This window comes from Oceanobacter sp. ABM4_470, from assembly GCF_056158645.1.
The window spans coordinates 3548096-3561100 of the sequence record NZ_JBSWTR010000001.1 but is presented as its reverse complement, the minus strand read 5'-3'; the positions used below and the strand labels follow the sequence as shown (position 1 = coordinate 3561100).

Annotated in this window: 12 protein-coding genes; 7 read left to right on the top strand and 5 right to left on the bottom strand. The window is 57.2% G+C overall.

Annotated features, from left to right (window positions below; all coding sequences use genetic code 11):
• Positions 1–9 precede the first annotated feature (9 nt).
• On the bottom strand, positions 10–528 hold the full coding sequence (def, locus tag ACXADJ_RS15725) for a peptide deformylase (RefSeq protein ID WP_028292125.1): 519 nt from the start codon (positions 526–528) through the stop codon (positions 10–12).
• Positions 529–684: 156 nt separating this feature from the next.
• On the opposite strand from def, the gene ACXADJ_RS15720 reads away from it, so the two are divergent.
• The 5 genes from ACXADJ_RS15720 to aroE all read left to right on the top strand — a co-directional run bounded on the left by ACXADJ_RS15720 (position 685) and on the right by aroE (position 5463).
• A complete protein-coding gene (locus ACXADJ_RS15720; protein ID WP_028292126.1) occupies positions 685–1719 on the top strand; it encodes a LysM peptidoglycan-binding domain-containing protein in 1035 nt (344 codons plus the stop codon).
• A gap of 64 nt (positions 1720–1783) precedes the next feature.
• Positions 1784–2926: a DNA-processing protein DprA gene (dprA, locus tag ACXADJ_RS15715; RefSeq protein ID WP_475067649.1), complete on the top strand. Its 1143-nt coding sequence runs from the start codon at positions 1784–1786 to the stop codon at positions 2924–2926.
• 133 nt (positions 2927–3059) lie between these two features.
• Complete coding sequence (gene tsaC / locus ACXADJ_RS15710) at positions 3060–3617, top strand: L-threonylcarbamoyladenylate synthase type 1 TsaC (protein WP_475067646.1); 558 nt, start codon at positions 3060–3062, stop codon at positions 3615–3617.
• 21 nt (positions 3618–3638) lie between these two features.
• The gene (gene hemF, locus ACXADJ_RS15705; RefSeq protein ID WP_475067642.1) at positions 3639–4589 is read left to right on the top strand and encodes an oxygen-dependent coproporphyrinogen oxidase; all 951 of its coding nucleotides are present in this window, start codon (positions 3639–3641) and stop codon (positions 4587–4589) included.
• A 49-nt stretch (positions 4590–4638) separates the two neighbouring features.
• Positions 4639–5463: a shikimate dehydrogenase gene (gene aroE / locus ACXADJ_RS15700; protein WP_475067639.1), complete on the top strand. Its 825-nt coding sequence runs from the start codon at positions 4639–4641 to the stop codon at positions 5461–5463.
• Between the two features lie 103 nt (positions 5464–5566).
• Here the strand turns inward: aroE and ACXADJ_RS15695 are convergent, their stop codons facing one another.
• A complete protein-coding gene (locus tag ACXADJ_RS15695) occupies positions 5567–7345 on the bottom strand; it encodes a choice-of-anchor I family protein (RefSeq protein ID WP_475067638.1) in 1779 nt (592 codons plus the stop codon).
• 503 nt (positions 7346–7848) lie between these two features.
• On the opposite strand from ACXADJ_RS15695, the gene ACXADJ_RS15690 reads away from it, so the two are divergent.
• The gene (locus ACXADJ_RS15690) at positions 7849–8190 is read left to right on the top strand and encodes a J domain-containing protein (RefSeq protein WP_475067636.1); all 342 of its coding nucleotides are present in this window, start codon (positions 7849–7851) and stop codon (positions 8188–8190) included.
• A 126-nt stretch (positions 8191–8316) separates the two neighbouring features.
• Here ACXADJ_RS15690 and ACXADJ_RS15685 read toward each other — a convergent pair whose 3' ends face one another.
• Both ACXADJ_RS15685 and ACXADJ_RS15680 read right to left on the bottom strand, forming a co-directional pair.
• The gene (locus ACXADJ_RS15685; protein ID WP_475067632.1) at positions 8317–9039 is read right to left on the bottom strand and encodes a YebC/PmpR family DNA-binding transcriptional regulator; all 723 of its coding nucleotides are present in this window, start codon (positions 9037–9039) and stop codon (positions 8317–8319) included.
• A gap of 127 nt (positions 9040–9166) precedes the next feature.
• On the bottom strand, positions 9167–9874 hold the full coding sequence (locus tag ACXADJ_RS15680) for a tRNA-uridine aminocarboxypropyltransferase (RefSeq protein WP_475067630.1): 708 nt from the start codon (positions 9872–9874) through the stop codon (positions 9167–9169).
• A 241-nt stretch (positions 9875–10115) separates the two neighbouring features.
• Here ACXADJ_RS15680 and ACXADJ_RS15675 point away from each other — a divergent pair, with 241 nt between their 5' ends.
• The gene (locus ACXADJ_RS15675) at positions 10116–11435 is read left to right on the top strand and encodes a S8 family peptidase (RefSeq protein ID WP_475067629.1); all 1320 of its coding nucleotides are present in this window, start codon (positions 10116–10118) and stop codon (positions 11433–11435) included.
• Here ACXADJ_RS15675 and ACXADJ_RS15670 read toward each other — a convergent pair.
• Positions 11432–13003: a response regulator gene (locus ACXADJ_RS15670; protein WP_475067626.1), complete on the bottom strand. Its 1572-nt coding sequence runs from the start codon at positions 13001–13003 to the stop codon at positions 11432–11434. The genes ACXADJ_RS15675 and ACXADJ_RS15670 overlap by 4 nt on opposite strands.
• Positions 13004–13005: the final 2 nt, after the last annotated feature.

The window sequence follows — 13005 nt, the reverse complement described above, 5'->3', positions numbered from 1 at the left end:
AAAGTCGGGTTATTTACCCGACCGCGCTTCGCGCTTGTGTTTCTTTTCCAGCTTGTCCTTGATGCGGTTGCGCTTCAGCGGCGAGATATAATCCACCATCAGCTTGCCTTCGAGGTGATCCACCTCATGCTGGATGCACACTGCCAGCAGGCCGGTGCATTCCAGCTCGAACGGCTTGCCGTCCTTGTCGATGGCCTTCACCAGACAATGTTCGATGCGGGTCACTTCCTCGTAGAAGCCCGGCACCGACAAACAGCCTTCCTGCATGGTTTCCTCATCACCCTCAAGTACCGTAATCTCGGGGTTGATGAAAACCAGCGGCTCGCTGTTGTCTTCGCTGACATCAATGGTAATGATGCGTTCGTGGATGTTGACCTGGGTGGCGGCAAGGCCGATGCCCGGGGCGTCGTACATGGTTTCGAACATGTCGTCGATGATCTTGCGAATTCGGTCATCTACTTGTTCGACAGGTTTCGCTACAGTACGCAGACGCTGGTCTGGAAATTCAAGTATGGGTAGTAGTGCCATGGCTCAGGGTACTTTTATAGAACTTGGTGCTGATGGCTTGTTACACTTGGGCTTGCATGCAGCTACTGGCTATCAATTGCCAATGCGTCAGCACGCTGTGCCACCAACCCGGTGAATTCAGTTTATTTCAGTTGTGGATGATAAAGGGAATAGAGGATGAGCAAAACCTTCAAGCGTTTGCTGGCTATCGGGCTGATTGGGTTTTCCCTCAGTGCATCGGCATTGCAATTGCTTCCGAACGCGCCCAGTCAGTACGTTGTAGTGAAGGGAGATACCCTCTGGGACATCTCTGGCAAGTTCACCAACGACCCTTGGCAGTGGCCGGAAATCTGGTATCAGAATAGCCAAATTGAAAATCCGCACCTGATTTTTCCGGGTGATGTGATCGGTCTGATTCAGGTAAACGGTGAAACCCGCGTGGGTGTGATCTCCCGTGGTCAGGCCAGCCGCACCGTGAAACTGACCGCCACCGCTCGTATTGAATCCATTGAATCAGCGATTCCGGCGATTCCGATGAGCGCCATTCGTGGCTATCTGACCGAACACCGGGTGGTCGACGAAGCAGAGTTGCAGAACGCACCACGCATCATTGCCGGCGAAGACGATCACCTGCTGATGGGCGCTGGCAGCAAGATTTACGCCCGTGGCGACTTCGACACCCACAACGCCGAAGCCTACGGCGTGTTCCGTCGCAGCCAGATGTACGTTGATCCGGAAACCGGCGAACAGCTGGGTCTGGAAGCGGTGGATGTGGGCCTGGCCCGAGTGCGGGCCCGCGACGACGACATTGCCACGCTGGAACTGGACCGCACCACCCAGCAAGCTTCCATTGGCGATTTGCTGCTGCCAACCGAAGACCGTGAGCTGGTGACCCAGTTTTTCCCGAAAAGCCCTAAACACGACGTCACCGGCCAGATCATGGCGGTATCCGGCGGGGTATCCCAGGTGGGTCAATATGATGTGGTTGTTATCAACCGCGGTGAACGTGACTACTTGGAGCCGGGCGATATTCTGGTGATCCACAAGGCCGGTGCGGTGGTATATGACCGTGTTGCCAAAGAGAAAGTACGCTTGCCAGCGGAACGTGCCGGCACCATGATGGTATTCCGTACGTTCGACAAACTGTCTTACGCGCTGGTGATGAAAGCCACCCGCCCACTGCGGGTGGGCGATGGCTTTGAAAATCCGTAATAACGGATAATACCCAACGGGCACGGATGGCCCGTTCCGGCACACTTCAACTCCGGACTGACTTATGGACGAGACAACAGGCCTGTCGGCGCGAGTAGCGGCGATAGAGCATCTTCTAGGACGCTGGTGGCAGCTCTCCCGGGTTAAGGGAATCGGTCGCCAGTCGTTGTATGCCCTCCGCGAACAGCTGGGTGGTTTGGCTCCGTTGGCCAATGCCAGCGACGCCGAATTACAGGCCATGGGGCTTGCCCCAGACGCCCTGGCAGCCTTGCAGCAACCGCTGGATCATGGCGACTTCCACGCTCTGCTGGAATGGCCCGACGGCTTCCACAAGGGCATCATGGGCAGCGATTGCAGTAGTTACCCCGAAGCCTTGGCCAGCCTGCCGGATGCGCCTCTGTGGATGAACTGGTACGGCAATCCGCAGGTACTGAAACAGCCCATGGTGGCTTTGGTTGGCAGCCGCAACCCGACACCCTATGCCCGCGAATGGACCTGGCAGTGTGCCCATGATCTGGCCAAGGCCGGTGTCTGTGTGGTCAGCGGTCTGGCACTGGGCATTGACGGTGCCGCTCACGACGGCGCACTGGCGGCCGGTGGCTCGACGGTGGCGGTACTGGGCTGTGGCATTGATGTGGTGTACCCCAAGCGCCATCGTCGTTTGTACCAGCGCATCGCTGAATCCGGGCTGATTCTGTCCGAGCTGCCGCCGGGCACGGCGCCTTTACCAGCCTTCTTTCCCGGTAGAAACCGTATCGTCAGTGGCTTGAGCCAGATTGTGGTGGTGGCCGAAGCGGCGGAGAAATCCGGCTCTCTGATTACTGCCCGATTGGCCGCCAGTCAGGGGCGCGATGTGATGGCCTTGCCGGGTGCCGTCACCAACCCTCTGGCAGCGGGCTGTCATCAGTTATTACGCGACGGTGCCACACTGGTGCGGGATGCCGGTGATGTACTGGAAGAGCTGGGGCTATTCAACCTCACCAGCCCGTCGGCCATTAGCGAGCTTGCCGTGGATTCAACCCCAGCGTCGGACGCAGCCCAGGTGCCTGCGCTGGTGCAGCAACTGGATTTTGCCAACACCACCAGCCTGGATGTGCTGGCCATTCGCACAGGGGCTGCTGTGTCGGTGCTGCTGGCCGAGTTACTGGAGCTGGAACTGGACGGTTGGCTGCGGCAGGAGGCGGGCGGCTATCGCCGTTTGCGTTGACCCGTGCGCTCTTTCAGGGGCTTTCGATGGCTGCCGTAAACGCTGTGTGGCATGGACGCGCGGCTGACTTATTGCCCGTTCAGGTTTAAAGTAACGCCAAAATAAAGCCGTTATCCAAGCAGGAAATTTCCTTTTGGCCAGATTCATCAATTCCTGGCACCTCCGTCAGGCCGCGTCTGCGCTGGCCCATGGTGGTGTCATTGGTTATCCCACCGAAGCCGTTTGGGGACTGGGTTGTCTGCCCGACGATGACGACGCCATCCAGCGTATCCTCGATCTGAAACAGCGCCCCTGGCACAAAGGGCTAGTGGTCGTGGCAGCGTCGTTGTCGCAGCTGGAAGATTGGCTGGAGCCACTGTCTGATGCCGACCTTGAACTGGTACAGGCCAGCTGGCCGGGGCCGGTTTCCTGGGTGCTGCCGTGCAAGCCAGAGGTTAGCCCGATGCTGCGCGGAACCCACTCGTCGCTGGCGGTTCGAATTCCTGACCACCCGCTGGTAAGGGCCTTGTGTCTGGAAGTGGGGCCGCTGGTGTCGACTTCGGCTAACCCGGCCGGTGCCGAGCCTGCTCGCACGCCGCTGAAGCTGCGCTCGTACTTCGGCAGCCAGCTGGATTACATTCTGCCGGGTGATCTGGGTGGCCGCGCCCAACCTTCTGAAATTCGTACACTGGACGGCGCTCGTTTGCGCTGAGCCAAACCACAAGGATTTGCTATGACTGACAGCAGCCAATGTGATGTTCAGGCCGTCAAAGCCTTTCTGCTGGATTTGCAGGACCGCATCTGTGCCGCCATTGAAGCCGAAGACGGCAAGGCCCGCTTCGAGGAAGACGCCTGGGAGCGGGGCGAGTCGGAAGGTGCTCTGCAACTGACCGGCGGTGGTCGCACCCGGGTAATGGCCAACGGTGCCGTGATTGAAAAAGGCGGGGTTAACTTTTCCCATGTGAAAGGCGCTCAGTTGCCTGCATCGGCAACCGCTAACCGCCCTGAGCTGGCCGGTCGCAGTTTCCAGGCGCTGGGTGTGTCGCTGGTGATCCACCCGCAAAACCCGTACGTGCCAACATCCCACGCCAACGTACGCTTGTTTGTGGCCGAAAAAGAAGGCGAAGCGCCAGTCTGGTGGTTTGGTGGTGGCTTCGATCTGACCCCATTCTATCCTTACGAAGACGATGTGGTGCATTGGCACCAAACCGCCAAGGACCTCTGTGAGCCCTTCGGCGACGGCGTCTTTGCTGAATACAAAAAGTGGTGCGACGACTACTTTTACCTCAAGCACCGCAACGAAAGCCGCGGTGTTGGCGGGCTGTTCTTCGACGATCTGAACCGCTGGGATGGCGAGCTGAACTTCGCCAAAAGCTTCGACTTTATGCAGGCGGTGGGCAACGGCTTTATTGATGCCTATGTACCGATTCTGGCACGCCGTAAGCATGAAACCTGGGGTGAGCGGGAGCGCAAGTTCCAGTGTTACCGTCGCGGCCGCTACGTTGAGTTCAATCTGGTATTCGACCGCGGCACCATTTTTGGTTTGCAGACCGGCGGTCGTACCGAGTCGATTCTGATGTCGATGCCACCGGTGGTGCATTGGGACTACGACTGGAACCCGGAGCCGGGTTCACCGGAAGCGCGCTTGTACAGCGACTTTTTGCCCCACAAAGAGTGGGTTTGATGATGACGGGCGGCGGTGTGACCGTGGCCCCAGCTAAGGAACCAGAAAGATGACTGACCGTTACGCTGTCGTCGGAAATCCGATCGGCCACAGTAAATCGCCGCAAATCCAGATGGCGTTTGCCGCTGAAACTGGCGAAGACATCCTCTACACCGCGCTGCTGTTCCCGGTTGATGGCTTTGAACGCGAAGCCCGCATGTTCTTTGAGCACGGCGGTGGCAAGGGCATGAACGTCACGGTGCCGTTCAAGGAAGAGGCGTTCCGCTTTGCCGACAGTCACACCGAGCGGGCCAGCCGCGCCGGGGCTGTGAATACCCTCAAGCTGCTGGACGATGGCACCATTGTGGGTGACAACACCGACGGTGCCGGACTGGTTGCCGACCTGCATCGTTACAGCGTCTCGATGAAAAATCGCCGCATTCTGATTCTGGGTGCTGGTGGTGCCGTGCGCGGGGTGTTGCAGCCGATTCTGGCCGAACAACCGGCAGAGCTGGTGATTGCCAACCGCACCGTCAGCAAGGCGCAGGCGCTGGCCGATGACTTTGCCGACCTGGGTACTCTCAAGGGCTGTGGCTTTGATGAGCTGGAAGGCACATTCGATCTGATCATCAACGGCACATCGGCCAGTCTGGGCGGCGAACTGCCACCGTTGAAAGACGCGCTGGTAAACGCCGATACCGTTACCTACGACATGATGTACAGCGCCGATTTGACCGTCTTTAACGCCTGGGCGGTCGAGCGCGGTGTGGCACGTACCATTGACGGCCTTGGCATGTTGGTGGGGCAGGCTGCAGAAGCGTTTCATGTGTGGCGTGGCAAACGCCCGGACGTTGAGCCCGTGTTGGCCATGCTGCGTGGTGATCGTCGTCGTTAATCGCCGCTGAGGCCTGACACGTCTGAAAAACAAAAAAACCGGCTTTTGATGACTCAAAAGCCGGTTTTTTTTATGGGCGTTGCAAGCAACGCCCAAACAGCGGTTACTTGAACTCGTACACCGTGGTGGTACCGGACACTTCGTTACCCACAATCAGCAGCGCGTTACCGCTTGGGCTGTTTTCGGCAGACACAAAGGCCAGACCTTCCGGCGCCAGATCACCAGCAGCGGCAGCGGTCAGGTTGCCGTCTTCGATCTCACCAATGTCGACCGAGAAGTCGCGGTTCAGCTCGTAGCTGACAAACTGCGGGGCAAATGGGTTGGTGATGTTGAACACCATGATGCCGCCCTGGCGCTCCAGACCCACAAAGGCATAGGTGCTGCCGTTTACTTCGCCAATGGCCAGACCTTCAGGCTCAGGGCCCTTGTTATCGGAACGGTTGTCGATCTTGTTGTTGGTGTTGGAGGCATTGAAGTAGTACGGCGTGGTATCGGCAACGATTTGCTCGATTTGATCACCGGAATCGAACACCAGTTCGCCTGCGGCGTTCCAGATTGAGAACGAACGGCCGCCGTAGCTGTAGATAACGTCGGTATCGCCGTCGCCATCGGTATCACCGTCAACCGCGGAAACGGTCAGGCCGCCCAAACCAGCATCAGAATCCTGCAGGGTCGCAATCTGGTCGCTGCTGAAAGCCGTGGTGTCGAGGGTCAGGTCGGCCAGATCGGACTCTTCGCTGAAGCCGTCGTAGTCTCGGGCGTCGCCTTCATTGGCGGTCACAATATAGGTGTTGCCGTTGAAGCTGTAGGACGCGATGGAGTCTGGCATGTACATGCCCATCAGCGGCTGTGGCTGAATGTTGGCGACCTTGTCTTCCTTGTTGGCATCCAGACCATTGCCTTGCAGGCTGTGATCCTTGTAGCCCAGTGCAACCACGTCGGTGACGCTGCCAGCAGCGATGTCGATAATCGCCAGCGCGTTGTTTTCCTGCAGCGCCACAAACGCGGTGCTGTTGTCCGCAGACACGGTGATGTATTCCGGTTCCAGATCCTGAGCAACGGTGGCACCCGGGCCAAAGATGCGAACGCCGTTGGCTTTCAGGTCGGCTTCGCTGGCATTAAAAGCGCTGAAATCGGCGGTGGTGGCCGTAGCGGCTGGTACACCGTTGGTGATGGCAATGATGGAAACCGAGCCTTCCGGATCGACGCTGTAGTCGTCGTTTGGCTCACCTTCGTTGGCAACCAGTGCATAGGCACCATCGTGGCTGAAGGTGATCATGTCCGGCAGGGCACCCACTTCCACAGAAGTGATGAAGGCCAGGGTGTCGGCGTTGTAGAAGTAGGCACGGCCGTTGTCTTGCTTGGTATCGGCTTCTACCGCAACAGCCAGAATGCCATTGCTGACGGCAACGCTATTGGCACCGCCAACGGTGAAGTCGGCCACACCGGCATCCGCAGCAGTGATACTGGCCAGCTTGGTTGGTGCGGCTGGATCGTTCAGGTCCAGCACATCAACAACGGCGTCGCCGGAGTTCACTACAAACAGCTTGTTGGTGGTGGCGTCAAAGGCGACGATTTCAGCGCCGCCATCATCATAGATACCGGACTCGTAACGGCCAACCTGAACCAGCTGGCCGCTGAAGCCGTTTTCGCCCGCGGCACCTGTTGCTCCGGTTGAGCCTGTCGCTCCCGCGGCACCAGTTGCGCCTGTTGCACCGGTAGCGCCTTGCGCACCGTCATCACCATCCGAGCCACAGGCAGCCAATACAGACGCCATGGCAACGGCCAAGGCGGTTTTCTTCATCATGTCCAGCGTCATCCGAATACCCTCGCAATCTTTGTCTTTCACCTGTCTGGCAGGTGTTTTATTAACTGGGGACATCTATTTAATCCGGTGCTCACTCTGGGCTACCGGGTGGTTTCGAATCACGAAGCCGAGTTGCAGGCCTGACGGGTCAAGTCAAAAGTCGGCGACACAGAGTCGAGATCATCCGGCAGCCCCCGCAGGGCGCGGGTTGCCGCCGCCCAGTGCTGTGTTGACGAACTTGAAAAGACTCGACCGGACAGGTTCGTCATTTCGCTGCATTCGTCGCCTTGCACTGAACAACGGCAACACTCGCGCAGAGCCGTGCAGGATTAAATAGCTGTCCCCAACTGTTTCGCGAAATATCGTATGACCGTTCAGTGACTGGTCATTGACACCTGCATGACAATCCAATGACGAATTCGCGCGCTGTTTCAGCGTCTCGACAGCTATCGGGTAGGCTTTAGTGATAATTTTATAGGTTGATTAAAAAACAACCTGACAATTCGGTCTTACCGATTGTTTGTGCGTGGGTATCTGGTTAGTGTTTGTAATCAGTTGTAATCGAATGGTCTCTTGCTGTGACTGCATCCAATCTCAAACATTGTTATCACACGCTGGGCCTGGAAGATGGAGCGAACGCAGAACAAGTGCGACAGGCGTATCGGCGTCTCGTACGGGCGTTTCATCCTGACCACAACCCGCAAATGAGCACGGATGGCTTCAGTAAAATCCAGGACGCCTACACGCGTTTGATGGCCGCCGCCGGAGCGCAGCCAGAAACCGCCACGCCGGTTGTCGAGCAACCACAGGCAGCCTTGCCCAACCGTCGTAACCGCCGCCGGGGTACACCGGGCAACCGCCGGTTTGAAACCATCATGGAAGACCAATACAAGGGCGTGAACATCCGCACGGATGCCTGATCACAGGCCTGATCTCAGACCTGATCTCAGACAAGCCGCCAGCAATCAGTACCTGAACTGATAACCTGGCAGCCACAAAAAACGGCGCTCAAGGCGCCGTTTTTTGTATCGAAAGCAAAGCCGAACTCAGCTCTCAAATTCACCGTTGTGGTAGATTTCCTGCACGTCTTCCAGATCGTTGATCAGGCCGGCGAAACGCTCGAACTGGTCAATATCGTCACCGCTGATCGGATGTGGCATCTGTGGCAGGTAGGTGATTTCCTCCACTTCAAAATCAATGCCTTCACGCCATTCGGTCAGTGCAGTCTTGGTTTTGAAGAATTCAGTGGGTGGCACCAGTACCGTCACCATGCCGTCTTCGCATTCGATGTCGGCTACGTCAACATCGGCTTCCAGCAGCACTTCCATGGATTCGTCTTCGCTTTCGTCAGCAAATACGAACATGGCGCGGTGATCGAACATGTGGGAAACAGAACCCTGGGAGCCCAGTTTCGCCTTGCACTTGGAGAACACACCACGGATTTCACCGAAGGTACGGTTCGGGTTGTCGGTCAGAGCGCTGATCAGCACCATGGCGCCGCCCGGTGCAATGCCTTCGTACAACGCTGGTTGGTAATCTTCACCGCCGGTACCAGAAGCCTTGTCGATGGCTTTTTCGATTACGTGAGTAGGAACCTGGTCCTTCTTGGCGCGATCGATCAGGGAGCGCAGTGCCAGGTTACCAGACGGATCGGTACCGCCTGCTTTGGCGGTTACGTAGATTTCACGGCCGTACTTGGAGTAGACCTTGGTTTTTGCCGCGGCCGTTTTGGCCATGGATTCTTTACGGTTTTGAAACGCTCTGCCCATGGGAATCTGTCTTTTTTAATGCGGTTGGGAAAATAATCGGTCGGAATTGTACATCCCGAGGCTTCACTCTGTACAACCCAAGTCAGAGCAAGCGTGAATTAAAGCCAATTCAGGGTCCCTGACGCCATCAGTCGTGCCCCGGCTTGCCTTCCAGATAGCGTTGGCGGAACAAACGGAAGTACGCCTGCAGGGCATCCGCGGCGCTGTTGTCATGCAATGCTCGTAACACCTCGACCGCCACTTCAGCGGTGCCCAGCTGATGTTCATGGAAAGCTTCGCGCAAGGCATAGCCGCTGCTTTGCTGTGGCTGAATGCCGAGCACGGGCAGTTGGCTCAGCCACTGGCTGCGGAACATCTTGCGGGCCTCACGCCAGGTGCCGTCCAAAAACACCAATAACACGGTTTTGCCGTCTTGCTGTGCCTGTTGCTGAAAGCCGTCGATGGCTGACTGGTCACTCAGGCTGCGCTCAGCCTCGGCGTACTGGCTGGGGAAAACAATCACCGGTGCGTAGTTCGGATTACTCAGCAAGGCCAACAACGCCGGGTCTGGCTCGGTGCGGCTCCAAAGGTAGGCGTGGTTGTCGGCCAGTACGTCAGCAATCAGGCGGCCGCTGTTGCTGGGCTTGAACACTTCGCCCTTGAAATACAACAAGCACACGGCGGTTTGGCCACACGTATCTGGCGTTTCTGAACAGATACACAAGGTTTCCGCCAGCAAGCAGTGATCGCAGCGCTGCAGCCGTGAGCCACGGGTAATGAACGGCCGTCGGGACTGGGCTTTTTCTTGCTGCCGCAATCGGTTAACGGCCGTGCTTTTTACAAGGTTATCAGGCATGGTGATAGTGTCTGTCTAAAAAACGTACAGGGCTGGTGTGCGATGGCGCTGCGGTATATCGGGGCTATATTGAATCAGTACAGATTCGCTATTTTGAAGTGAAAACCGACGTTTGGATAGCTTGGAAAGAGACCTGTGATGGGTCTTGGGCGGTTAGGGAGTTGTGTTGTTGAGCGGTTAATAATTACACTTCACGCTACAAAAAATTACATTCAGATTTTTAATTTTGTGAGGGGTGTCGATGAAAAGCGTTTTCGCTTATGTCATCGCATGGATTCTGGTTGCCGGTATACCGTCTGTTCAGGCAGACCCGACGGACATTGAACTGACCAACTTCGGTCAGACTCTGGTGTTGCGTCAGGAAAGCCCGGGGGTTTATCGCGTGCGCAGCAGCAAGCAGCGGGTGCGGGTGCGGGTGTCCAATCGTGCTGTGCTCAGCACGGGTACGGATTTTGATCCCGAGCATCTGCTGTCCCACGACTCCGTCATTAAAAGTCTGAAGCCGATTTTCAAAGGCCGCAAGCAATTCTGGCGGCTGGAGTTCCATGAGTTCGACAGCCTTCACGAATGGCTGCCAAAACTTCAACAGCTGCCGGGTGTGCAACTGGTACAACCCGACATCATGCCGCTGGGCACACGATTTCATGCATTGCCTCAGGAAGTCGACGAAGAAGAGCTGGCCAAGCGCGACAGCAGTAACCCTTATCGCATTCGGGCGCTGCCGTTTCTGTGGCAACGCACGCACGGTGAAGGGGTCACCATTGCCGTGATCGACGACGGCTTCGATTTACAGCACTCCCAGCTTCAGCACGTGCCCCTGCGGTTTGAATTTGATGCCGAAAACCGCCGCATGTCGGCCATACCGACTTCGCTGCAAGAATCCCACGGCACCCGGGTGGCGGGCATTCTGTTTGGTCGACAAGACCAACGGGCACCGGAAGGCATTGCCCCCAACGCCGCCCTGATTGCCATTCGACAGCCGGACAGCTGGACCTCGGACACCATCCTCTCTTTTCACTTGGCGGCGCTGGCCGGAGCCGATGTGGTGAATTGCAGCTGGACTTCACCCATGCTGATGCAGCCGGTGGCCGAGGTGATTAACGAACTGGCCTTGCACGGTCGGGCAGGGCGTGGTTTGCCGATTGTATTCTCGGCTGGCAATGAGGGGCGTTTGATACGTTCAGGCAGCACTGAAGCGGCGCTGGCCAACGCCATTGTGGTGGGTGCCTACAACGAGAGTTACGTGCAGCTGGACAGCAGCAATCATGGCCCCAGCATCGATTACCACGCCATTGGTCAGGCCATTGCCAGTACCGCCAACCAGAATGATTACCGCTTGTTGGATGGCACTTCGCTGGCCGCAGCGGTGGTGACGGGCACCATCGCCTTGTTGATGTCGACCGACGCCAACATCACCTTGCAGGAAATAGAGCTGCATTTGAGCGATATTCTGCCCAAGCCGGTTCCGCCTATTTCTCTTCAAACAAATCCGATCCAACCACATCCAGTTCAGCCAAATCCGATCCAACCAAACCGGGCCGAGTCCAACAACCAGCCTTAGCCCTGGCCAGCCAGCAGCTTGCGAATGGTGGCAAACAGCGAGTCGCGGTTCATGGGTTTGGTGATCACGGCGTTCATGCCCGCTGCCAGACAAGTGAGCTGGTCGGATTCCAACGCATTGGCTGTTAAGGCGATGATGGGAATGGTTTGCCACTGCCACGACAGCTGGCGAATCGCCCGCGTGGCTTCCAGACCGTCCATCACGGGCATGTGCCAGTCCATCAATACAACATCAAAAGTGCGCTGTTCGCACAGCTCCAGTGCCGCTTTGCCGTGGTGGGCGGTGGTGACCTCCATCGACTCTTTTTCCAGCAGCTTGGTGGCGACGGTCTGGTTAATGATGTTGTCTTCCACCAACAGCACCTTGACCCCGGCCAGGCTGTCGCTGTGTTCGGCCAATTGGTTGGCCGCGGTGCTGGATGTGTCTGGCTGCTGTTCTGCCACGTCGAGCTGAAACTCAAAGCGGAAGGTAGAGCCTTTGCCGAACTCGCTGTCGACCTCGATCCGGCCCTCCATCCGTTCCAGCAAATCCTTGCAGATGACCAGTCCCAAACCGGTGCCCTGATATTGCCGGGTGGTGGAATCGTCAACCTGGCTGAAAGCCTGAAACAGCCGGCCAATGTCTTGCTGACGAATGCCGATGCCGGTATCCGATACCTCGCCCTGTACCCGGATGGTGCCATCGCCTTGCTGTGCCAATCGCAGCGCAATATCCACATGGCCAACATCGGTAAATTTGATGGCGTTGCCTGCCAGATTCAGCAGCACCTGCTTGATACGCCCGGCATCACCAACCAGAGCGTCGGGTATTAATGGGTCCAGGTGACAGCTCATCACCAGCCCTTTGTTATGAGCACTGACGTGCAGCAGCTGGCTGACGTCGCTACACAAGGCGCGCAGGGAAAACGGCCGGGATTCCATCCGCAGATGGCCGGAATCGATGCGGGCATAATCCAGAATATCGCTGGTCAGGCGTGTCATGGCATCGGTGGCGGAAGAAATCAGCCCACACAGTTCCGACTGTTCATTGCGGGAGTCGGCTTCAGCCATCAATTCAGTGGCCGAGCGAATACCGTTCAGCGGCGTGCGCAGCTCGTGGCTCATGTTGGCCAGGAATGCGGTTTTTACCCGGTTGGCACGCTCGGCTTCTTCGGCCGCCTGCTGGGCCCGCTGTTCGGCGTGTTTGAGGTCGGTGATGTTGCGGGAAATACCAAAAATGTATTCCACCTTGCCGTCGCTGCCAAACACCGGCGACAGCAAAGTGCTCCAGTAGGTGATGGTATCGGCAGTGAATGTGTCTTCTTCTTCGTACTGGATGGGTTTGCGCTCGTCGACGCAGCGCTGGTAGTTGGGAGTGACGAAGCTCCAGAATTCCGGCGGCAAAATACTGCGCAACGGCTTGCCGTTCATGTCGATGATGGACTGATCAACGGTGGAGGCCAGCGCCTGATTGGTGCTCATGATGTAGTAGTCGTCGGGCTGCACCTTCAGAATGAACATATTGTCGGGGGAGTTGTGCCAAAGCCCCCAGAACAGGCTGGACTCCAGATCGAGCTGTGTAGGTTCCATAA

Excerpts from the sequence above, each read along its gene's own strand:
- def (WP_028292125.1), bottom strand. The coding sequence starts at position 528 with ATGGCACTACTACCCATACTTGAATTTCCAGACCAGCGTCTGCGTACT.
- ACXADJ_RS15720 (WP_028292126.1), top strand. The coding sequence starts at position 685 with ATGAGCAAAACCTTCAAGCGTTTGCTGGCTATCGGGCTGATTGGGTTT.
- dprA (WP_475067649.1), top strand. The coding sequence starts at position 1,784 with ATGGACGAGACAACAGGCCTGTCGGCGCGAGTAGCGGCGATAGAGCAT.
- hemF (WP_475067642.1), top strand. The coding sequence starts at position 3,639 with ATGACTGACAGCAGCCAATGTGATGTTCAGGCCGTCAAAGCCTTTCTG.
- aroE (WP_475067639.1), top strand. The coding sequence starts at position 4,639 with ATGACTGACCGTTACGCTGTCGTCGGAAATCCGATCGGCCACAGTAAA.
- ACXADJ_RS15695 (WP_475067638.1), bottom strand. The coding sequence starts at position 7,345 with ATGTCCCCAGTTAATAAAACACCTGCCAGACAGGTGAAAGACAAAGAT.
- ACXADJ_RS15685 (WP_475067632.1), bottom strand. The coding sequence starts at position 9,039 with ATGGGCAGAGCGTTTCAAAACCGTAAAGAATCCATGGCCAAAACGGCC.
- ACXADJ_RS15680 (WP_475067630.1), bottom strand. The coding sequence starts at position 9,874 with ATGCCTGATAACCTTGTAAAAAGCACGGCCGTTAACCGATTGCGGCAG.
- ACXADJ_RS15675 (WP_475067629.1), top strand. The coding sequence starts at position 10,116 with ATGAAAAGCGTTTTCGCTTATGTCATCGCATGGATTCTGGTTGCCGGT.
- ACXADJ_RS15670 (WP_475067626.1), bottom strand. The coding sequence starts at position 13,003 with ATGGAACCTACACAGCTCGATCTGGAGTCCAGCCTGTTCTGGGGGCTT.